Here is a 20516-nt window from a genome sequence, read left to right as displayed (position 1 = left end):
GGTGTGAATGACATCGGCTTAAACGGTAGGGATGCCGGTTTCACTTTAACCACTGATGGCAAGGTTCAGTTCACGTCCTGAACCCTCCGTTTCCCCATCCTGCTCCTCTTAACGAGGGGAAAGATGGCCTCAGACGCTGCGGAGAGACAACAACGATGAGGTTTTACATGCGTAAAATTAAAGGGTTACGTTGGTATATGATCGCACTGGTGACGCTGGGCACCGTGCTGGGTTACCTGACTCGTAACACCGTAGCGGCGGCTGCGCCGACGCTGATGGAAGAGTTGCACATTTCAACCCAACAATATTCTTATATCATCGCCGCCTACTCCGCTGCATATACCGTTATGCAGCCGGTTGCCGGCTATGTGCTGGATGTGCTTGGCACCAAAATTGGCTACGCCTTCTTTGCTATCGCCTGGGCGGTATTCTGCGGTTCAACGGCGCTGGCAGGGAGCTGGGGCGGCCTGGCGCTGGCCCGCGGCGCGGTCGGCGCAGCGGAAGCGGCGATGATCCCAGCCGGTCTGAAAGCCAGCTCCGAATGGTTCCCGGCGAAAGAGCGTTCCATCGCTGTCGGCTACTTCAACGTCGGCTCTTCCATCGGCGCGATGATTGCTCCGCCGCTGGTGGTATGGGCGATTGTCATGCATAGCTGGCAGATGGCATTTATTATTTCCGGGGTTCTGAGCTTCGCCTGGGCGATGGCCTGGCTGATTTTCTACAAACACCCGCGCGATCAGAAAAAACTCACCGATGAAGAACGTGACTACATCATCGGCGGCCAGGAATCTCAGCATCAGACCAATAACGCGAAGAAAATGTCGCCGTGGCAGATCCTGCGTAACCGTCAGTTCTGGGGTATTGCGCTGCCGCGCTTCCTCGCAGAACCGGCCTGGGGTACCTTCAACGCCTGGATCCCGCTGTTCATGTTTAAGGTTTACGGCTTTAACCTGAAAGAGATCGCCATGTTCGCCTGGATGCCGATGCTGTTCGCCGACCTCGGCTGCATCGTCGGCGGCTATTTGCCTCCGCTGTTCCAGCGCTGGTTTGGCGTGAATCTTATCGTCTCACGTAAAATGGTCGTAACGATGGGCGCCCTGCTGATGATTGGTCCTGGCATGATTGGCCTGTTCACCAGCCCGTATGTGGCGATTGCGCTGCTGTGCGTCGGCGGTTTTGCTCATCAGGCCTTGTCCGGTGCGCTGATCACCCTCTCTTCCGACGTCTTTGGTCGTAACGAAGTGGCGACCGCCAACGGCCTGACCGGGATGGCCGCATGGCTGGCCAGCACCATGTTCGCGCTGGTCGTCGGCGCGCTGGCGGATACCATCGGCTTCAGCCCGCTGTTTGCGGTGCTGGCGGTCTTCGACTTACTCGGCGCGCTGGTTATCTGGACGGTACTGAAAAACAAATCGGCCGACGATGACTCGACGCCGCTCAATACCAGTAAACCGGTGACGCAAAGCTAGACCGCAAGATGATTGTGCACTGACTAAGCCGCCTTTTTGAGGCGGCTTTTTTTATGCCTTCCAGTGGTGGAAAGCGCGTAAAAGTGGTATAACAAATCGAATATTGTCGCCATCTTCCGGGAGCGAATATGGAAATCAGTGAACCGCGCCGTCTCTATCAGCAGCTTGCCGCTGAGCTAAAGACGCGTATCGAACAAGGCGTCTACCTTGTAGGGGATAAGCTGCCCGCAGAGCGCTTCATCGCCGATGAAAAAAGCGTCAGCCGCACCGTGGTTCGCGAAGCCATCATCATGCTGGAAGTCGAAGGCTATGTTGAAGTCCGCAAAGGCTCCGGCATCCACGTTATTTCCAACCACCCGAAATACCAACAGGTGGTGGATGAATCGCTGGAATTCGCCAACTATGGCCCATTTGAATTACTCCAGGCCCGTCAGTTAATTGAGAGCAATATCGCTGAATTCGCCGCGACTCAGGTGACCAAACAGGACATCATGAAGCTAATGGAAATTCAGGAGAAAGCCCGCAACGAGAAGTGTTTCCGTGATTCCGAATGGGACCTGCAGTTCCATGTCCAGGTCGCGCTGGCCACCCAGAATACCGCCCTTGCCGCCATCGTTGAGAAGATGTGGACCCAGCGTGTGCATAACCCATACTGGAAAAAACTACACGATCACATCGATCTGCGCACCGTCGATAACTGGTGCGACGATCATGACCAAATCCTCAAAGCGCTAATTCGTAAAGACCCTCATGCGGCGAAGCTGGCGATGTGGCAACATCTGGAGAATACCAAGCTGATGCTGTTTAACGAAACCAGCGATGACTTTGAATTCAATGCCGATCGCTATCTGTTTGCCGAAAATCCGGTGGTTCATCTCGATACCGCGGCGAACGGAGCAAAATAACGTATTATCCCCTCCACGGGCAGAACCTCTTTTTCTGCCCGCAAACCCGACAGGGTAAGCAAAGCATATATAGTGTCAGCCTGTGTAAATCCTCTCGCTACTCGTCCACGCAACCCGCAAAATCAATCAGCAACAAACTGCAATTTCTCTGACGGAAAGTCAGCTAGTTTGTTACAATTAGATGCATTTTGCCGTTCTGTAGGTAAGTGTTTACTTACTGTTTAATCAAGGATCCGATCAGAACGTCTCAACAGCGGCCATACTCTAAAAATAATCTAGTCGCTATGTATAAGACGTACCGTTAACCGATGTACCAGGAATCGTGAATGGAACTACTAACCCAATTACTGAATGCCTTATGGGCCCAGGATTACGAAACGCTCGCTAATCCCTCCATGATTGGCATGCTCTATTTTGTCTTATTTATGATTTTGTTCCTTGAGAACGGTTTGCTGCCGGCGGCGTTTTTACCGGGCGATAGCCTGCTGGTGCTGGTCGGCGTTTTGATCGCCAAAGGGGCGATGGGCTTCCCGGAAACCTTACTGCTTCTGACGGCGGCGGCGAGCCTCGGCTGCTGGGTGAGCTACATTCAGGGACGCTGGCTGGGCAATACGCGGATCGTGCAAAACTGGCTCTCGCATTTACCCTCGCATTATCACCAGCGAGCGCATCACCTGTTCCACAAACACGGGTTGTCGGCGCTGCTGATTGGCCGCTTTATCGCCTTCGTGCGTACGCTTCTGCCAACGATCGCCGGTATCTCTGGTCTGAATAACGCGCGTTTTCAGTTCTTTAACTGGATGAGCGGCCTGCTGTGGGTGCTGATTCTTACCTCTCTCGGCTATCTGCTGGGTAAAACACCGGTGTTCCTGAAGTATGAAGATCAGCTGATGTCATGTCTGATGCTGCTACCGGTTGCGCTGCTGGTCTTTGGTCTGATCGGCTCCCTGGTTGTACTGTGGAAGAAAAAACACAGCAGTCGGAGCTGAGCATGGTCATCAAACGTCCTTCCTGGCGCCAGCTGCGGTGGCTGCTGGGCGGCTCACTGCTGCTTTGCGCCATCGTCTGGCTGTGGTTGACCGTCAGTCAGCATGAGTCCACCCTGGCCATCCGTCCCGTCAGCCAGGGCGTCGCTATGCCGGACGGTTTTTCCGTCTGGCATCATCTTGACGCCAACGGCATCCGTTTTAAGAGCATCACGCCGCAAAAAGACGGCCTGCTGATCAAATTCGACTCCAATGCTCAGGGCGCCGCGGCAAAAGAAGTATTGGGCCGAGCTCTGCCTCACGGTTATATTATTGCTCTGGTGGATGAAGAAAATTCGGCCACCGCCTGGTTATCCCGCCTGCGCGATGCTCCGCGCCGTTTGGGATAACGCGTCAAAAATTCCGAATCTTTTCGCACGGTTTGGTGAAGTCTCGCTTTCGTGTCTATTATTAACACTGCGGGAACCGCCTGGCTTGTAATGTTGACTGGATTGGGTATATCACCGATATCCCCTCACACAATGGAAGGTAGAATCCATGAATTACCGCATCGCACTATTACTGGCTCTGACCTCACTTAGCGCCAGCGCCTTCGCAGCCTCTCCTTGTCAGGAAAAAGAACAAAGCATCCAACGGGAGATCAGCTATGCCGAAAAACACCATAATCAGCATCGCATAGACGGCCTGAACAAAGCGCTGCAGGAAGTTCGCGCTAACTGCAGCGACAGCAAAGTCAGGGCTGAACATCAGCAGAAAATCGCTAAACAGAAGGCCGAAGTTGCCGAACGTCAGCGCGATCTGAGCGAGGCGAAGCAGAAAGGCGATGCAGACAAAATTAGCAAACGGGAACGCAAACTGGATGAAGCGCAGCAGGAACTGAAAGCGCTTGAGTCACGCGATTATTAATTGGTAAACGCTACAGGAGAACAAGATGGCTAAAGATAACGTTGCAGAAGATCTACGCGCTGAGCTGAAAAATCTGGCTGACACGCTGGAAGAAGTACTGAACTCCTCCACCGATAAATCGAAAGAAGAACTCGGCAAACTGCGTAGCAAAGCGGAAAGCGTACTGAAAGACAGCCGTGTGCGTCTCAGCGACACCAGCGATGCCATCGTCAAGCAGACGCGTGAAACCGCCGCTCGGGCCGATGAGTACGTCCGCGAAAATCCGTGGACCGGCGTGGGCATTGGCGCAGCCGTGGGGCTGGTTGTCGGCGTACTGCTGTCGCGCCGTTAATTATGGCAAACTCTCAACACACGCAGGGCCCGGGACAGAGCGTATTCGGCATCGGCCAGCGGATTATCACGCTGCTGGTCGAAATGGTGGAAACGCGCTTGCGCCTGGTCGTCGTGGAGCTGGAAGAGGAGAAAGCGAACCTCTTCCAGCTGTTGCTGATGCTCGGGCTAACGCTGTTATTCGCCGCTTTTGGGCTGATGAGCCTGCTGGTACTGATCATCTGGGCCGTCGATCCACAGTACCGCCTGCACGTGATGATCGCGACCACCAGCGTCCTGTTACTCGCCTCATTGATAGGGGGAATTTGGACCCTCAGGAAAGCTCGCCGCTCAACGTTTTTACGCCATACCCGCGACGAGCTGGCGAACGATCGCGCGCTGCTTGAGGACGATCGTCGATGAGCGGCCAACAGGAACGCGACCAGCGAAAAGCGCTGCTGCTGCGCCAAATCCAGCAACAGCGGCTGGATTTGGCCGCCAGCCATCGTCACTGGCTGGAAGCCACCTCGCCTATCGATCGCGGCTGGCAAACGCTGAAACACCTGCGTTCATGGGCGATGGTCGGCAGCGGGGTGATGGCTATCTGGTCAGTACGCCATCCGCGCTTTTTAATCCGCTGGGGCAAACGCGGCCTCGGCATCTGGAGCACCTGGCGGATGGTCAAAGGGATTCTGCGCCAGTCCGCATCGCGTTAATTGCTCGCTCAGTGCGCCAGCGCGCTGAGCTCTTGTTCGCTTAAACCGGTGGTTTTACTGACCAGCGCGCTATCAACGCCGTTACGAAGCATCGCAAGAGTTATTTTACGCGTCGCCTGACGTTCGCCTTCTTCTCTACCTTCTTCTCTACCTTCTTCACGCCCCTCTTCACGACCCTGTTTTCTTCCCTTTGTGCGCCCACGCTCTTCAAACCATTCTGCTAATGTCATCAGCTGCTCCTTATGTTCAGGCATTCCCTGCGCCAGTTGACGAAAAAATCTGCCAGGGCTGGTCAAATGGCCGGAACGGGCAATGTAGTTCATCAACACGTTAAATTGATGCTCGGTGGTATAACCCGGCAGCAGCAAGGCTACAAGTTGATCTACCAGGTCATTCAGATCGCGCTGGCGAATATTTTTCTGCAGGAACTCCAAAATTGCTATACGCCGATGCTGTTGGATTTCATCGTCCGTGAAGGATGTCACATCAATCAACGGAAAATTATCCCCATATATCTCCCGTGCTAACGCGGGTTGCGCAAAACTATCCAGCCAGCACATCGAAAAGGGATAAGGTGTAATCCGCCCATGATAAAACAACATCGGAATAACCAATGGCAGATGTTCATTACCGGCATCCAGATGACGAGCCATTATGGCAAATGCATAGCGCATTAGTCTAAAGGTCATATGTTTGTCTGGCGTGCTTTGGTGTTCAATCAGCGCGTACACATATCCGCTTCCGCTTTGCGTTTTAATTGACCACAACACATCCGAGTACAACGCACGCATATCGTCCTCAATAAAGCTGCCGGACTCTAACTGCAGGGTACTGAGATCGCATTGCATACGTAACGATTCCGGTAGATGGATCTGGAGAAAATCTCGCGCCGTTTCCGGATGAGTGAGAAATGTTTTAAACAACGCATCGTGAGGCGTAGAGCTGAATTGTTTCATGACATCCTGTCTATGCAAAAATAAGTTGGCGACAGATATCCTCTTTTATCCCCGCCACCACAACCGATAGCCACGCACGCTGCGAGGCGCCTCGGAAAATATTTTCACCGATCGCACCAATTGCTCAGAAACTTTGAAAAAGAACTACAGTTTTCCTTGCTAACAATCCCCTCACAAGCTCGCTAATATCCTCTCCATCGACAGCAAGCCCGCGTAACCACGCAGGATTGCACTAAAAAACGAAATCGCCGCCCTTTGGGTTTTCTGGAGTAAGAAATGAAAAAATTAGAAGATGTTGGTGTATTGGTAGCGCGTATTCTGATGCCGATTCTGTTCATTACCGCTGGTTGGGGAAAAATCACCGGGTATGCAGGTACGCAGCAGTATATGGAAGCAATGGGTGTTCCGGGAGCGCTGCTGCCGCTGACTATTCTGCTTGAGTTTGGCGGCGGTCTGGCGATTCTGTTCGGTTTCCTGACTCGCACTACCGCGCTGTTCACCGCAGGCTTCACCCTGCTGACCGCGTTCCTGTTCCACAGCAACTTTGCTGAAGGCGTGAACTCGCTGATGTTCATGAAAAACCTGACCATCGCTGGTGGTTATCTGCTGCTGGCCGTGACAGGTCCGGGCGCATTCAGCATCGACCGCGTGCTGAATAAAAAGTGGTAAGCGCACTATACTGAGTAAAAATCTAAAAAAGCGAGGGGCTATCTCCTCGCTTTTGCTATCTGAAGGAGGAAGTAATGGGACAATTAGTCGACGGCGTCTGGCAAGATACCTGGTATGACACCAAATCCACCGGAGGACGGTTCAAGCGTTCCGTTTCAGCCTTCCGCAACTGGCTCACCGCCGATGGCGCGCCGGGCCCTGCGGGCGAAGGTGGCTTCGCCGCAGAGAAAGACCGCTATCACCTGTATGTTTCACTGGCCTGCCCGTGGGCGCATCGCACCCTGATTCTGCGCAAGTTAAAAGGATTAGAACCCTTTATATCCGTCTCAGTGGTGAATCCCCTGATGCTGGAAAACGGCTGGACCTTCGCCGACGATTTCCCCGATGCGACCGGCGACCAGCTCTATCATCATCAGTTCCTCTATCAGCTTTATCTGCAGGCCGATCCGCATTACACCGGCCGGGTGACCGTTCCGGTGCTGTGGGATAAAAAACAACAGACCATCGTCAGCAATGAGTCGGCTGAAATCATCCGCATGTTCAATACCGCGTTTGATGGCCTGGGCGCGCGCGCGGGCGACTATTATCCGCCGGCGTTGCGAGAAAAGATCGACGATCTGAATAGCTGGATCTACGACAACGTTAACAACGGGGTGTATAAAGCCGGTTTCGCCACCAGCCAGCAGGCCTATGACGAAGCCGTAGACGCGCTGTTTACCTCGCTCGAACGCCTTGAGCAGATCCTCGGTCAGCACCGCTACCTGACCGGAAACCAGTTAACGGAAGCGGATATCCGCCTGTGGACAACGCTGGTTCGTTTCGACCCGGTATATGTCACCCACTTTAAATGCGATAAGCGCCGCATCAGCGACTATCTCAACCTGTACGGTTTCCTGCGCGATATCTACCAGATGCCGGGGATTGCGGAAACGGTGAATTTCCCGCATATCCGCAATCACTATTATCGCAGCCACAAAACCATCAACCCGACGGGGATCATCTCCGTGGGCCCGCTGCAGGATCTCAACGAACCGCACGGGCGGGATCGCTTTTCCCGCTGATCGATAAGGCGCCGAAAGGCGCCTTTTATTCAGATAACGGATATTTACCAGTTTGATATTCACGCCTATGATTATTTTGATCGCTTTAAAAACAAGTGATTAATGGTTAACTAAGGCGTGAGAAAATGGACTGGTATCTAAAAGTATTACGAAACTATATTGGCTTTGGCGGTCGCGCCCGGCGCAAAGAGTACTGGATGTTTATTCTGGTCAACATCATTCTCACCGCAGTGCTCAGCATCATTGATAAGATGCTCGGCTGGCAGCGTGCTGGGGGTGAAGGCATCCTGACGACCATTTACGGCGTGCTGGTTTTTTTACCCTGGTGGGCGGTGCAGTTTCGTCGCCTGCATGACACCGACCGCTCGGCGTGGTGGCTACTGCTGCTGCTGATCCCGGTCATCGGCTGGCTGGTGATTTTGATTTTCAATTGCCAGAACGGCACGCCCGGCGACAATCGCTTTGGGCCAAATCCAAAACCCTACTCCTACTGATTTACGCGCTCCTCGCGGCGGAGGAGCGCATCTTACCGTTATCTGCCGGCAAACAGTTTCGGGATCTCCCGTAGACACCACGATTTGGCTTCGCCCATGCTGTCACGGCGCCAGGCCATAATGATATCGATTTCGTTGGTATATTCAGGGCTTACGACCCGCAGACGCCCTTCGGCAATATCTTTCTCAACCAACGGGTAAGGCATGGTTGCAACCCCTAGCCCCGCCAGCAGCGCCTGGCGTTTATCTTCAATGGTACTGACGGTTAAACGCGGCTGTTTATCCAGCAGTTGCACCGTCAGCACCGGGCGCTCGCGCGCGGTATCCGCCACCGCGACGCCGCGATATTTCACCCGCGTCACCTCGGAAAGCGGTTCTGGCTCTTGATGAATCGGGTGATCCGGCGCGGCGACGTAAACGCTTAACACCGAATAGAGCTTACGTGAGTTAATTTCTGACGATGAACGAAAATGCATATCCGGCGCGACGACAATATCAGCACGCCCCTGCTCCAGCCGCTCCCAGGCGCCGGCCAGCACTTCGGTAATAATCGACAGCTGGGTATTGGATTTGGTCGCCAGCTTCTCAATCAGCGGAAACAGATCGGTGGTCGGAACCAAGGCTTCGGTAACGATGGTCAGGTGAGTTTCCCAGCCGCGCGACAGCGCTTCGGCGTCGGTGGTCAGCTTGTCCGCCGCTTCCAGCAGCACGCGCCCGCGTTCCAGCAGCATGCGGCCAACGTTCGTAAATTTTGTGCGATGGCCAGAACGGTCAAACAGCACCACATCCAGTTCTTCTTCCAGTTTTTGCATGGTGTAGCTTAGGGCCGAAGGCACGCGCCCCAGCTCGTCAGCCGCAGCGGCAAAGCTCCCGCGCCTGTCTATCGCATCCATTACGCGTAACGCTTCCAGCGTTAATGCTCTCTCTTTCGCCATTTCGCTCTCATTCAGGAATTTTGAACATACCGGGCAGAATATCTGGCTAACAATACAGCGTCCATACCTTTACCATTGATTTAGTGTAAAGAGAGGTCAAGAAAATGATTACAACCCGAACAGCCAAACAATGCGGTCAAGCAGACTTCGGCTGGCTGCAGGCCCGCTACACCTTTTCCTTTGGCCACTACTTCGACCCTAAATTGCTGGGTTACGCCTCGCTGCGCGTACTCAATCAAGAAGTGCTGGCGCCGGGCGCGTCATTTCAGCCGCGTACCTATCCAAAGGTCGATATCCTGAATCTGATTCTGGAAGGTGAAGCGGAATACCGCGATAGCGACGGCAACCACGTACAGGCAAAGGCTGGTGAAGCCTTGCTGCTCTCCACCCAACCGGGGGTCAGCTACAGTGAGCATAATCTCAGTAAAGAGCAGTCGTTGACGCGCATGCAGCTGTGGCTCGACGCCTGCCCGGAACGCGAAAATCCGCTGGTGCAGAAACTCGCGGTTAGCGACTCGTCAATCCAGTTACTGGCTTCACCGGATGGCAGCGGTGACAGTGTACAGCTGCGCCAACAGGTATGGATCCATCATCTGCAGCTGGCGAAGGGTGAAGAGATTAGCGTTCAACTGCACGGCCCGCGCGCCTATCTGCAGTCGATTCACGGTACGGTACATGTCGTGGCAAAAAAGGAAGAGAAACAGGCACTAACCTGCGGTGATGGCGCGTTTATTCGTGACGAAGCTAACATTACCCTCGTCGCCGATACGCCGCTGCGCGCTTTGCTGATAGATTTACCGGTGTAACAAGGAAGCCGGGAGTTTGTGAGTGAGCAAGAAAAAGAGCAAAAAGGCGCAACCGTTAGACCAGCCAGTCGCTGTGGAAACCATGAGCCCAATCGGCTTTGGCTATGAAGAGATGCTGAGTGAACTGGAAGCCATCGTGGAAGATGCGCAAACGCGGTTGCAGGACGAAGATAACGCCGCCTGATGAAAATCGGCCCCATAACGGGGCCGACTTTATTACTCGCTCAATGCCTGAGAGAGATCTTTTTTCACCTGAGTACGCTGTTCCGGCGTCAGAACCTGATTTACACCGAAATAGTACTTCACGCGATAATAGCGCACCTGCTGTTCAACCTTGCCAAAGGCCGCCAGCTGATCTTTCACCGCTTTCTCATTCCACTTACCGGAATCGATCACGTCAAATAAAACGCCATCTTTAATATCTTTCTGCGAAACCTGCTGGACGTTCTTTTCCATTTCCTGATGCAGGCTCTTAATTTTAGCGACCTGATCCTGGCTCAATTTTAAATGCTGAACGATAGGATCCTGAGCCGGCGCCGGAGCGGCGTTAACCTCAGCAGCCTGTGCCGCCATGGAGAATCCCGCGGCTGCAGCCGTCATTAATACCATCCGAGAAAGTTTGTTCATCTTGTTATCCTGAATAAGTACGTAGTGATAAGACGCTCTATTATTCCCTGAACAATAATGACGATGTGTAAAAAAGCATGTTCACCAGTGTAAATATTCAGATAATACATTCACCAAATGAATTATATGAAATATAAAATTCTTCTTGCTTATTGAATACGCACTAAATCCGGCGACGTTAAATTAATATCCATGCGCGGCGCAGCCAGCATGATTTTATTTTCATCGAGCGCATTTTTGATATTTTCCAGAAAATCAAAATAGGTATCCCAATACTCCGCATTTTTTACCCATACGCGAATGGTAAAATTAAGCGAACCAGGAGCCAACTCGATCAGGCGAACCGTGGTACCGCGAGAACGATCGATGCGCTTTTCATTATCGATAAGCGTCTGGATCACCTGTTTAACGTGTGATATTTGGCTATGACATGCCACCCCAAGCGTGAGATCGATGCGGCGATAGGGATGGCGGGAATAGTTAACGATGCTATCGGCAATAATTTTACCATTCGGGATAATGACTTCTTTATTATCCACAGTCAGCAGTGTGGTGGAAAAAACATGTACCGATTGTACCAGACCGGATACCGCCCCCACCTGCACAAAGTTACCCGCGCGGAAGGGGCGTAACGTCACCAGCAATACGCCTGCGGCAAAATTTGACAGCGAGCCCTGCAGCGCCAGGCCAATGGCCAGACCTGCCGCGCCAAGGACGGCGATAATGGATGAGGTTTCAATCCCTACCCGGCCTAACGCGGCGATAATCGCAAAAGCCATGGTGATATAGCGCACCAGCGCGGCGAAGAAGTGGACGATTGTCGCATCTACGTTGCGTCGCAGCAGAATTTTCTCGAGAGTTTTGCCGAGTAGTTTCGAAATCAGCTTACCAACAAACAAAATGATTAGCGCCGCCGCGATATTCCACGCAAACTGCATAATTGTATCGCCATGGCCGACAAGCCAGGCGAGCGCCGCTTTGATTTGGGGGAATAACACTACATTTTTCACGTCCACCGCCCTGTCTGGATAATACCTAAAACCTGCTATCCATTAAGCTGAATGATGACCGCTGCAAATGAGGGATTGAGATTAATGAATAGAAGATACATTTTCAAAGCGTGACAGTATCAATGAGAGCGGCCTGCAATGCAGCCAGAAAGCTGTTTAAAAGTGGATATCCAGTAATACAGGTTTGTAATGGGCTGAAATCAAAAAAACGTAATGGGATTGAGTTCCAGATAGTAAAAAGGTGAAACTGACCGATAAGCCGCTTTCTTTCTGGTATAGCGTCGTGGACAGTCATTCATCTTTGTTCCACCCTCCGGATAGCAAAAACCCCGCCGGAGCGGGGTTTTTACATTAAATAGGTGAAACTGACCGATAAGCCGGGTTCTGTCGTGGACAGTCATTCATCTAGGCCAGCAATCGCTCACTGGCTCAAGCAGCCTACCCGGGTTCAGTACGGGCCGTACCTTATGAACCCCTATTTGGCCTTGCTCCGGGTGGAGTTTACCGTGCCGCGGACTGTTACCAGCCGCGCGGTGCGCTCTTACCGCACCCTTTCACCCTTACCTGATCCCGCTTGCGCGGGCCATCGGCGGTTTGCTCTCTGTTGCACTGGTCGTGGGCTGTGACACCCCCCAGGCGTTACCTGGCACCTTGCCCTATGGAGCCCGGACTTTCCTCCCCTCCGCCCGTCTCCCCCTAAGAGGACGACGACGAAGCGGCGACTGTCTGGTCAGCTTCGGCGCGAAGTATAGAGGGTTCGCGCGCCTTTGTCACCCCGCACAGCGCATTCCGCTCGCCAGCCTCGCGGCAATCATGGCTTTTACCCTTCCCTCGCCGGCAGAAAGGCTTTGTTTATAAGAGTCTGGGACGAAGAAAATGTTCGTGGTGATGTAGCCTGACGGCGCTGCGAAAAGTAAGCATAACAGGGCGCAGGCACGCGCCCATCTTGTTAGCGAGTGACTTCCACTTTCGCCAGTTTTTCGTAGTAACACGCCAGAGCGCTATGGTCAGCGGTGCCCAGGCCATCCGCCCGCAGCGCCTGCATCATCTCCATCACCGCCGCCGTCAGCGGTAGCTGGGCGCCGACGCCGTGAGAAGTATCCAGCGCATTGGCCAGATCTTTAATATGCAGATCGATGCGGAATCCCGGCTTGAAGTTGCGATCCATCACCATCGGCGCTTTAGCGTCGAGTACTGTGCTGCCCGCCAGGCCGCCGCGAATCGCCTGATACACCAGGTCCGGGTTAACGCCGGCTTTGGTGGCCAGGGTTAACGCTTCCGACATTGCCGCGATGTTCAGCGCCACAATCACCTGGTTGGCCAACTTGGTGACGTTGCCTGCGCCAATATCGCCGGTATGCACCACGGATCCCGCCATCGCTTTCATCAGGTCGTAGTATTTATCGAAAATCGCCTTGTCACCGCCAACCATCACCGACAGGGTGCCGTCGATCGCTTTGGGTTCGCCGCCGCTTACCGGCGCGTCCAGCATATCGATGCCTTTGGCCTTCAGCGCTTCACTGATTTCGCGGCTCGCCAGCGGCGCGATGGAGCTCATATCGATCACCACGGTGCCTGGTTTCGCGCCTTCGATAATGCCGTTTTCACCCAGCGCAACGTCTTTCACGTGCGGAGAGTTTGGCAGCATGGTAATAATGACATCGCACTGCTCAGCAATGGCCTTCGCCGTGCTCGCGGTCTCTGCGCCCGCAGCAATCACGTCAGCAATAGCTTCAGGGTTACGGTCGGATACCACCAGCGAATAACCCGCCTTCAGCAAATTTTTGCTCATCGGCTTGCCCATGATGCCAAGGCCAATAAAACCCACTTTGATTGTCATAATATTCTCTCTTAATCCTGGTGATTATTTTTTAAAAGAATCAGCAAGTTTCTGGGTTGCTGAACGGAAGACGCCTAAATCGCTACCGACGGCGACGAAGGTCGCGCCCCACTCCAGATAGCGACGCGCATCGGCTTCTACCGGTGCAAGAATGCCGCTCGGCTTACCGTGTTTCTTCGCGCTGGAGAAAATATGCTGGATAGCACGCTGAACCTCAGGATGGGCGGCGTTACCCAGATGGCCCAACGCCGCAGCAAGATCGCTCGGACCGACGAACAGGCCATCAACGCCATCGGTCGCAGCGATAGCATCAACGTTATCCACCCCGGTCTGGCTCTCAATCTGCACCAGAATGGAGATATTCTTGTTGGACTGAGCGAAGTAGTCTGGCACGGTGCCGAACATATTGCCGCGATGAGAAACCGAAACACCGCGGATCCCTTCCGGCGGATAGCGGGTTGATGCCACCGCCTGCGCCGCCTGTTCAGCGGTTTCGACAAACGGCACCAGGAAGTTATAGAAACCGATGTCCAGCATGCGCTTGATGATAATCGGTTCATTGGTCGGCACGCGCACAACCGGCGCGCTGTGGCTGCCCTTCAACGCCATCAGTTGCGGGATAAGCGTGGTCACATCATTCGGTGCATGCTCCGCGTCAAGCACCAGCCAGTCGAAACCAGCAAGTCCTAATACCTCGGTGCTAATCGGATTCGCCAGGGCGCACCAGCAGCCAATTTGTACCTGGTGAGCCGCCAACGCGGCTTTGAACTTGTTCGGGAAAATTGCGTTATCCATGATTTTTACCTTGGGTTAATCGTTGCTTACTTCTGCTGCTCTATACGTTTCATCTCGCCAATCACCAATATAATTAGCAGAGTTAAATAGCGGGCTGGTACTCCTTTTCTGTGGCCCAATGCAGAATCATTTAAATATTCATCTGACACAGAACACCTTTTATTATTTTCAGCGAGCTATTTATTTTAAGCTATCTATTCACATATCAGATTCCTCAAAAACATGGCTCAGTATAATCAGCCCTCCGCCACCAGACACTATGCATAATCACAATATAAATGCCTAAATAATCATTTTAGTTATGCAAATGCCATAGGCCATGGGCGCTAATCCACAGTTCTCAGGATTACCCATCTATGTGTCATGGCCGGCGCGGCAAGGAGTGACGTAGATCACATCCTAACGCGATAACTCCTGACATTCTTTATTTCATCATTCTGCTAAGCAGAAATTTAATTAGCGTTTTATTTTATTATTAGCACCGGTTTGGAGAGCACTGGACAATGGCTGACATTGAAATTCGACAACAGTCGCCGACGGCGTTTTATATAAAAGTACACCCTACTGATAATGTGGCAATTATTGTTAACGATCGCGGTTTAACCGCCGGAACGCGTTTTCCGGATGGCCTGACCCTCGTTGAACATATCCCGCAAGGCCATAAAGTCGCTCTTGTCGATATTCCTGCCCATGGTGAAATCATCCGCTATGGCGAAGTGATTGGCTTCGCCGTTCGCGATATACCAAAGGGAAGCTGGATTGATGAGTCGTTGGTCGAACTGCCGACCGCCCCACCGCTGAACACCCTACCGCTGGCGACTAAAGTCCCCGAGCCGCTGCCGCCGCTGGAAGGATACACCTTTGAAGGGTATCGCAATGCCGATGGCAGCGTGGGAACCAAGAATTTGCTGGGGATCAGCACCAGCGTGCACTGCGTCGCCGGCGTGGTGGATTATGTGGTCAAGATCATTGAACGCGACCTGCTGCCGAAATACCCCAATGTCGATGGCGTGGTGGGATTAAACCACCTCTACGGCTGCGGCGTGGCGATTAACGCCCCGGCGGCCATCGTGCCGATTCGCACCATCCACAATATCGCGCTGAACCCCAACTTTGGCGGCGAGGTAATGGTGGTTGGTCTTGGCTGTGAAAAGCTGCAGCCGGAACGTCTGCTACAGGGAACCGAAGACGTGCAGCCGATCGCCGTCGATAGCGCAAGCGTAGTGCGCTTGCAGGATGAACAGCATGTCGGTTTTAAATCGATGGTCGATGATATCCTGCAGGTTGCCGAGCGCCACCTGGCGAAGCTGAACGCCCGCCAGCGTGAAACCTGCCCGGCTTCGGAATTAGTCGTCGGTATGCAGTGCGGCGGCAGCGACGCCTTCTCCGGCGTGACCGCCAACCCGGCAGTGGGCTATGCCTCCGACCTGCTGGTGCGCTGCGGCGCGACGGTGATGTTCTCGGAAGTGACCGAGGTACGCGATGCTATTCATCTGTTAACCCCGCGAGCCATCAACGAAGAAGTTGGCAAGCGCCTGCTGGAAGAGATGGCCTGGTATGATAACTATCTGGAGCTGGGGAAAACCGACCGCAGCGCCAACCCGTCACCGGGCAATAAGAAAGGCGGTCTGGCGAACGTAGTGGAAAAAGCATTGGGTTCGATTGCCAAATCAGGCAAAAGCGCCATCGTCGAAGTCCTTTCGCCGGGTCAGCGCCCGACGAAACGCGGGCTTATCTATGCGGCGACGCCGGCCAGCGATTTTGTCTGCGGCACTCAACAGGTGGCTTCCGGCATTACCGTTCAGGTGTTCACCACCGGGCGCGGCACCCCTTACGGGCTGATGGCGGTCCCGGTGATTAAAATGGCGACCCGTACCGAGCTTGCCAACCGCTGGTATGACTTAATGGACATCAATGCCGGTACCATCGCAACCGGCGAAGAGACGATTGAGGATGTCGGGCTGAAACTGTTCGAGTTCATTCTCGACGTCGCCAGCGGACGTAAGAAAACCTTCTCCGATCAATGGGGTCTGCATAACCAGCTGGCGGTGTTTAACCCGGCGCCGGTGACGTGATATGCCCCCGTCCAACTATAATAATAAGCCCGGAAAATCCGGGCTTATTATTAGTTGTGTTGCGCTGCCAAAAAGTTTTTGATTTGCGCCTGCGTCGAAGTGCCTTCCATGGGGCCACGCTGACCGATCGCCAGTGAACCGCTGGCGTTTGCCCATTTCAGCGCTTCCTGCGGCGAGGCGCCGCTGAGGAACAGGCTAACGAAGGTCGCGCCGAAACAGTCGCCTGCGCCAGTCGGATCGACAACCGGCACGTTAAAGCCGGCGACGTGGTGTGTTTCAGCGGCGCTAAAGTAGCTCGCGCCACGCGGGCCGCGTTTAATTACCACGTGTTTAACACCGCGTTTCAGCAGCTTATCAACCAGCACCTGCTCATTTCGCCCCGGATTCAGGCCAAAGTAGTCCAGTTCACCGTCGCTTGGTAGAAAGATATCGGTGTAATCGAGAATGTATTCAAACGCCTGCGACATCTCGGGAATATTCAGCATCTCTTTGCGAATATTAGGATCGAACGACACCGTGCCGTTGCGTGCTTTAATGTTTTCAATCGCTTTACGCATCGCATCGATAATGCGAAATGAGAACAGCGATGACCCCATAATGTGGAAGTGCTGGCACTGGTTAAGCAGCCCCTCGTCGATGTGGTCCGCAGTCAGCAGACCACAAGCACTGTTAGGCATATTAAAAATAAAATCGCGCTGCGCCTGGCTACGATAGCTGACGAACGCGCTGCCGGTTGTCGCTTTATGCAGCATGGCAATGCCGTTAACGTTAACGCCATCTTTCTCCAGCCGCGCAATATTCATTTCGCCAAATGCGTCGCTACCGACACAGCTAAACAGCACGGAGCCAAAACCCAGTTTCGCCACCTGATCGGCGAAAATTGCCGGCGCGCCGCTGGGATAGGGACCCCAAAATTCACCGGGGCGGGAAAATCCCTGATTTTCTTCCTTGGCGAGAAATTCCACCAGCAGCTCGCCGATGGTGCAAATGGTTACGTTCATCACCGCTCCTGGTTTGTCTTCTGCAAAGCCGTGTTGAGCCATGTCAGGCATTCATTGTTGGTGTAGCTGTTAGTTAAACCCGCGGCGAGGAAACGGGCATGATATTCCGCGGCGACAACCTGCGGCGTCACCACGCTACTCATTTGCTGAAGTTCGCCGATGGCATAGCGTTTTTCACCATAGACCGGACGGGAAGCAACAACCGCGATAACCCGCTCGCTCTGCGCCACGGCTTCGCTCAGCAGGCGAGCGCTAGTTTCGTTGCGTACGCTCAGGGTGCCGTCTTCAGCGACGTGATCAACCGCAATCAGCGCGCGTGATGGCCGATAATGGCCTAACGCTTTCAGCGCCAAATCACCTTCGACTATCCGCCCGTTGCCGCCAAGCACGCCGCCGAGCAGCACCGTTTCCCCATTCAGGAACTCCTGCGCCAGCGCAACGTGGGCCAGATCGTTAAGCAGCAGGCAAAGTTCCTCACTGTTAGCCAGAAACGGGATCACTTTACGCAAAATGGAACCCTGGCCTAAAAATAGCGTTTCGCTATCTTCAATTTGCACCGCCACCTGACGCGCCATTTCCGTTTCCAGCGCTTTGTCCGTCACCTGTGGAGCGTCGCGAACCGTAGCGACCGGCGTGCCGGCCTGAGCCGTGTAAATCGCCCCGCCGAATGAACGCTTCAGATACCCCTGCTGCTCCAGATAGTTAAGATCGTTACGAATTGTCACTCCGGAAACGGCCAGCATTTCAGCCAGATCGTCGACTTTAATCTCGCCGTTCTTACGAACGATCTCCGCGATGTCCAAGCGCCTTTTCAGCAGGCTGGTTGACGGTTTTGCCACGGGTTATGCCTTTTTATTTTCTCCTGGAATAACTTTCATTTTTAAATTTCCCCATCGTAATGTCAAACCACGCCAGTTATCCCCGTGAATAAAAATCAATAAAGACAATAAAATTCAAATAGATAACAACACCCTATTGCTTCATTTATATTTTAAAAAAGAAACATAAAAAAGATTATTAACTTTCATTTTAAAAATCAATTCCCCATTGTGTGCGATGGATCACACCTAAACGCGGAAACGATCGTTACATTACTTTCAAATTGAAGGTTTGATTGAGCTAATTACTTACAAATTGAAAATAGAGGGTTAGAATGTACATCATTTCCAGTAAAAACATGTTGTTAAAGGCCCAGCGTCATGGTTACGCGGTCCCCGCTTTCAATATTCATAACCTTGAAACCATGCAGGTGGTGGTGGAAACGGCAGCCGAGCTCCGCTCGCCGCTGATCCTCGCCGGCACGCCGGGAACCTACAGCTATGCCGGCACCGGCAATGTGGTGGCGATCGCCCGCGATCTGGCGAAAATATGGGATCTCCCGCTCGCCCTGCACCTCGATCATCACGAGGATCTGGTCGACATCACGCACAAAGTTCAGGCGGGCATTCGCTCAGTCATGATCGATGGATCTCATTCACCGTTCGAAGAAAACGTAGTGCTGGTGAAAAGCGTGGTGGAATTAAGTCATCGCTACGATGCCAGCGTGGAAGCCGAGCTGGGCCGACTGGGGGGCGTGGAAGACGATCTGGTGGTTGATGCCAAAGATGCGCTCTATACCAACCCGGAACAGGCCCGTGAATTCGTCGCCCGTACCGGTATTGATTCGCTGGCCGTCGCCATCGGCACCGCGCACGGGCTCTACACCGCCGAACCGAAACTTGATTTTGACCGCCTGGCCGCCATCCGCGACTGCGTTGACGTTCCGCTGGTACTGCACGGCGCTTCTGGCCTCCCGGATAGCGATATTCGCCGCGCCATTTCTCTGGGCGTCTGCAAAGTCAACGTCGCCACCGAACTGAAAATCGCCTTCTCTGATGCGTTGAAAACCTACTTCCTGGAAAATCCGGGCGCCAACGATCCGCGTCACTATATGACGCCGGCGAAAGCGGCAATGAAAGAGGTTGTCCGCAAAGTGATTCACGTTTGTGGCTGCGAAGGGCAACTATAATCCGCGGATCGAAGGAGCAATGTCGTGATCCATACCCTGACACTGAATACCGCGATCGATATGAATATCTTTTGCGATCCGCTTCGGCCTGCGGCCGTCAACCGCACCCGGCAGACGGAATATTGCCCAAATGGCAAAGGGGTGAACGTTTCGCTGGTATTAGATCATTACCTACAGCCCACCCACGTCATGGGTATATTTGGCGGTTTTACTGGCCGCTATATAGTCGAAGAGCTGCGCAGACAGCATATTAAAGTGACTCCGGCATGGGTCGCCGAACCCACCCGTATTAATGTTTTTATTAATGACGGACATGAAGAATATAAGTTAGTAAATCCCGGCTCTCGTATTAATGATGAAGGCAAAGAGCAAATTATTCATCATTTACAGTGCGTCGAACCCGGTGATTATTTGGTAATCAGCGGCAGTTTGCCGCCGGGAATTGAAAGCCGGTTCTATAGCGAAATAATGGCCTTGTGTCAGCAAAAAGGTTGTGAAGTTATTTTAGATATCAGCCACCCGGCGCTGCGGCAGTTGCTCGAGCTACGCCCGCTATTGATTAAACCCAATGACGACGAACTCAAAGAGATCTTCGATCTCGACGTCGGCAGCCCGCAGCAGGTACATGACGCAATGCGCACGCTCCATCAGCTCGGGGCCCGAAACGTGCTGCTCACCCTGGGCGCGCAGGGGCTCTACTTTTCAAACGGCGAGCAACTGTGGTTCTGCTCGGCGCCGAAAATCAAACTGGTTAGCTCGGCCTGCGCCGGCGATGCCGCGCTGGGAGCATTCCTGAGTAAATGGCTTAACGAAGATGATGTCGTTCCCGCTCTGGCGCTGGCCAGCGCCACCGGCGCCGATGTTGCCGCCTCCGCCGGGCTTGGCAAATTAAACCGTACACAAGAATTATTACAACAACTTCAGATCGTCCAATTATAAAGGTCCGAT

General features: G+C 53.3%; 23 protein-coding genes, 1 other RNA gene and 1 pseudogene. 16 read left to right on the top strand and 9 right to left on the bottom strand.

What is annotated here, in order from left to right; translation table 11 throughout:
* Positions 1-167: 167 nt before the first annotated feature.
* The 8 genes from PGR10_RS10660 to PGR10_RS10625 all read left to right on the top strand — a co-directional run bounded on the left by PGR10_RS10660 (position 168) and on the right by PGR10_RS10625 (position 5291).
* On the top strand, positions 168-1469 hold the full coding sequence (locus tag PGR10_RS10660) for an MFS transporter (protein WP_015369578.1): 1302 nt from the start codon (positions 168-170) through the stop codon (positions 1467-1469).
* Positions 1470-1597: 128 nt separating this feature from the next.
* On the top strand, positions 1598-2374 hold the full coding sequence (gene exuR / locus PGR10_RS10655; RefSeq protein WP_015369577.1) for a transcriptional regulator ExuR: 777 nt from the start codon (positions 1598-1600) through the stop codon (positions 2372-2374).
* 326 nt (positions 2375-2700) lie between these two features.
* Complete coding sequence (yqjA, locus tag PGR10_RS10650) at positions 2701-3363, top strand: DedA family general envelope maintenance protein YqjA (RefSeq protein ID WP_015369576.1); 663 nt, start codon at positions 2701-2703, stop codon at positions 3361-3363.
* A gap of 8 nt (positions 3364-3371) precedes the next feature.
* Positions 3372-3749 (top strand): EnvZ/OmpR regulon moderator MzrA, encoded by a 378-nt coding sequence (gene mzrA, locus PGR10_RS10645; RefSeq protein ID WP_162750128.1) that lies wholly within the window; start codon positions 3372-3374, stop codon positions 3747-3749.
* Positions 3750-3897: 148 nt separating this feature from the next.
* Positions 3898-4266, top strand: a complete 369-nt coding sequence (locus PGR10_RS10640; RefSeq protein ID WP_047044796.1) for a DUF1090 domain-containing protein — start codon at positions 3898-3900, stop codon at positions 4264-4266.
* Between the two features lie 25 nt (positions 4267-4291).
* Complete coding sequence (locus PGR10_RS10635) at positions 4292-4597, top strand: DUF883 family protein (RefSeq protein WP_015369573.1); 306 nt, start codon at positions 4292-4294, stop codon at positions 4595-4597.
* A gap of 2 nt (positions 4598-4599) precedes the next feature.
* Complete coding sequence (locus tag PGR10_RS10630; RefSeq protein WP_015369572.1) at positions 4600-4998, top strand: phage holin family protein; 399 nt, start codon at positions 4600-4602, stop codon at positions 4996-4998.
* Positions 4995-5291: a YqjK-like family protein gene (locus PGR10_RS10625; RefSeq protein ID WP_015703570.1), complete on the top strand. Its 297-nt coding sequence runs from the start codon at positions 4995-4997 to the stop codon at positions 5289-5291. Before PGR10_RS10630 ends, PGR10_RS10625 begins: the two co-directional genes overlap by 4 nt.
* Before the next feature lie 8 nt (positions 5292-5299).
* On the opposite strand, the gene PGR10_RS10620 is transcribed toward PGR10_RS10625, so the two are convergent.
* Positions 5300-6247: an Rpn family recombination-promoting nuclease/putative transposase gene (locus tag PGR10_RS10620; RefSeq protein ID WP_430923445.1), complete on the bottom strand. Its 948-nt coding sequence runs from the start codon at positions 6245-6247 to the stop codon at positions 5300-5302.
* A 276-nt stretch (positions 6248-6523) separates the two neighbouring features.
* On the opposite strand from PGR10_RS10620, the gene PGR10_RS10615 reads away from it, so the two are divergent.
* The 3 genes from PGR10_RS10615 to PGR10_RS10605 all read left to right on the top strand — a co-directional run bounded on the left by PGR10_RS10615 (position 6524) and on the right by PGR10_RS10605 (position 8471).
* Positions 6524-6916, top strand: a complete 393-nt coding sequence (locus tag PGR10_RS10615; RefSeq protein ID WP_015703571.1) for a DoxX family protein — start codon at positions 6524-6526, stop codon at positions 6914-6916.
* Positions 6917-6990: 74 nt separating this feature from the next.
* On the top strand, positions 6991-7977 hold the full coding sequence (locus PGR10_RS10610; protein WP_087859894.1) for a glutathione S-transferase family protein: 987 nt from the start codon (positions 6991-6993) through the stop codon (positions 7975-7977).
* 125 nt (positions 7978-8102) lie between these two features.
* A complete protein-coding gene (locus PGR10_RS10605; RefSeq protein WP_087859895.1) occupies positions 8103-8471 on the top strand; it encodes a DUF805 domain-containing protein in 369 nt (122 codons plus the stop codon).
* Positions 8472-8509: 38 nt separating this feature from the next.
* Here PGR10_RS10605 and PGR10_RS10600 read toward each other — a convergent pair whose 3' ends face one another.
* Positions 8510-9406, bottom strand: coding sequence for a LysR family transcriptional regulator (locus PGR10_RS10600; RefSeq protein WP_045377888.1), 897 nt, complete (start codon positions 9404-9406; stop codon positions 8510-8512).
* Positions 9407-9510: 104 nt separating this feature from the next.
* Here PGR10_RS10600 and PGR10_RS10595 point away from each other — a divergent pair, with 104 nt between their 5' ends.
* Positions 9511-10212, top strand: a complete 702-nt coding sequence (locus PGR10_RS10595) for a pirin family protein (RefSeq protein ID WP_430915044.1) — start codon at positions 9511-9513, stop codon at positions 10210-10212.
* Positions 10213-10234: 22 nt separating this feature from the next.
* Positions 10235-10396 carry a hypothetical protein gene (locus PGR10_RS10590; protein WP_087859897.1) on the top strand — a complete coding sequence of 54 codons (162 nt, stop codon included), beginning with the start codon at positions 10235-10237 and terminating at the stop codon, positions 10394-10396.
* Between the two features lie 32 nt (positions 10397-10428).
* Here PGR10_RS10590 and PGR10_RS10585 read toward each other — a convergent pair whose 3' ends face one another.
* The 5 genes and pseudogenes from PGR10_RS10585 to garL form a co-directional block, all read right to left on the bottom strand.
* Positions 10429-10839 (bottom strand): Spy/CpxP family protein refolding chaperone, encoded by a 411-nt coding sequence (locus tag PGR10_RS10585; RefSeq protein ID WP_087859898.1) that lies wholly within the window; start codon positions 10837-10839, stop codon positions 10429-10431.
* 149 nt (positions 10840-10988) lie between these two features.
* Complete coding sequence (locus PGR10_RS10580; protein WP_087859948.1) at positions 10989-11849, bottom strand: mechanosensitive ion channel domain-containing protein; 861 nt, start codon at positions 11847-11849, stop codon at positions 10989-10991.
* A gap of 357 nt (positions 11850-12206) precedes the next feature.
* Positions 12207-12587: RNase P RNA component class A (rnpB, locus tag PGR10_RS10575), an RNA gene on the bottom strand.
* Positions 12588-12798: 211 nt separating this feature from the next.
* Positions 12799-13689 carry a 2-hydroxy-3-oxopropionate reductase gene (gene garR, locus PGR10_RS10570; RefSeq protein WP_045394913.1) on the bottom strand — a complete coding sequence of 297 codons (891 nt, stop codon included), beginning with the start codon at positions 13687-13689 and terminating at the stop codon, positions 12799-12801.
* A pseudogene (gene garL, locus PGR10_RS10565) lies at positions 13589-14484 on the bottom strand (2-dehydro-3-deoxyglucarate aldolase). Before garL ends, garR begins: the two are co-directional and overlap by 101 nt.
* 503 nt (positions 14485-14987) lie before the next feature.
* Here garL and garD point away from each other — a divergent pair.
* The gene (gene garD / locus PGR10_RS10560; RefSeq protein WP_113373125.1) at positions 14988-16559 is read left to right on the top strand and encodes a galactarate dehydratase; all 1572 of its coding nucleotides are present in this window, start codon (positions 14988-14990) and stop codon (positions 16557-16559) included.
* A gap of 50 nt (positions 16560-16609) precedes the next feature.
* Here garD and PGR10_RS10555 read toward each other — a convergent pair whose 3' ends face one another.
* Positions 16610-17560, bottom strand: a complete 951-nt coding sequence (locus tag PGR10_RS10555; RefSeq protein WP_087859903.1) for a sugar kinase — start codon at positions 17558-17560, stop codon at positions 16610-16612.
* The gene (locus PGR10_RS10550; protein ID WP_162750129.1) at positions 17560-18363 is read right to left on the bottom strand and encodes a DeoR/GlpR family DNA-binding transcription regulator; all 804 of its coding nucleotides are present in this window, start codon (positions 18361-18363) and stop codon (positions 17560-17562) included. Before PGR10_RS10550 ends, PGR10_RS10555 begins: the two co-directional genes overlap by 1 nt.
* Positions 18364-18713: 350 nt before the next feature.
* Here PGR10_RS10550 and PGR10_RS10545 point away from each other — a divergent pair, with 350 nt between their 5' ends.
* Both PGR10_RS10545 and pfkB read left to right on the top strand, forming a co-directional pair.
* Positions 18714-19568: a tagatose bisphosphate family class II aldolase gene (locus PGR10_RS10545; protein WP_430923444.1), complete on the top strand. Its 855-nt coding sequence runs from the start codon at positions 18714-18716 to the stop codon at positions 19566-19568.
* Between the two features lie 24 nt (positions 19569-19592).
* Entirely contained in the window at positions 19593-20507 is a 915-nt protein-coding gene (gene pfkB, locus PGR10_RS10540) for a 1-phosphofructokinase (protein ID WP_316424671.1), read from the top strand.
* Positions 20508-20516: the final 9 nt, after the last annotated feature.

The sequence above is a fragment of the Klebsiella sp. 141198 genome, from assembly GCF_050600785.1.
GTDB lineage: Bacteria > Pseudomonadota > Gammaproteobacteria > Enterobacterales > Enterobacteriaceae > Klebsiella > Klebsiella aerogenes.
The sequence above is the reverse complement of the archived record's forward strand: the minus strand, read 5'-3'. Positions and strand labels throughout refer to the sequence as shown.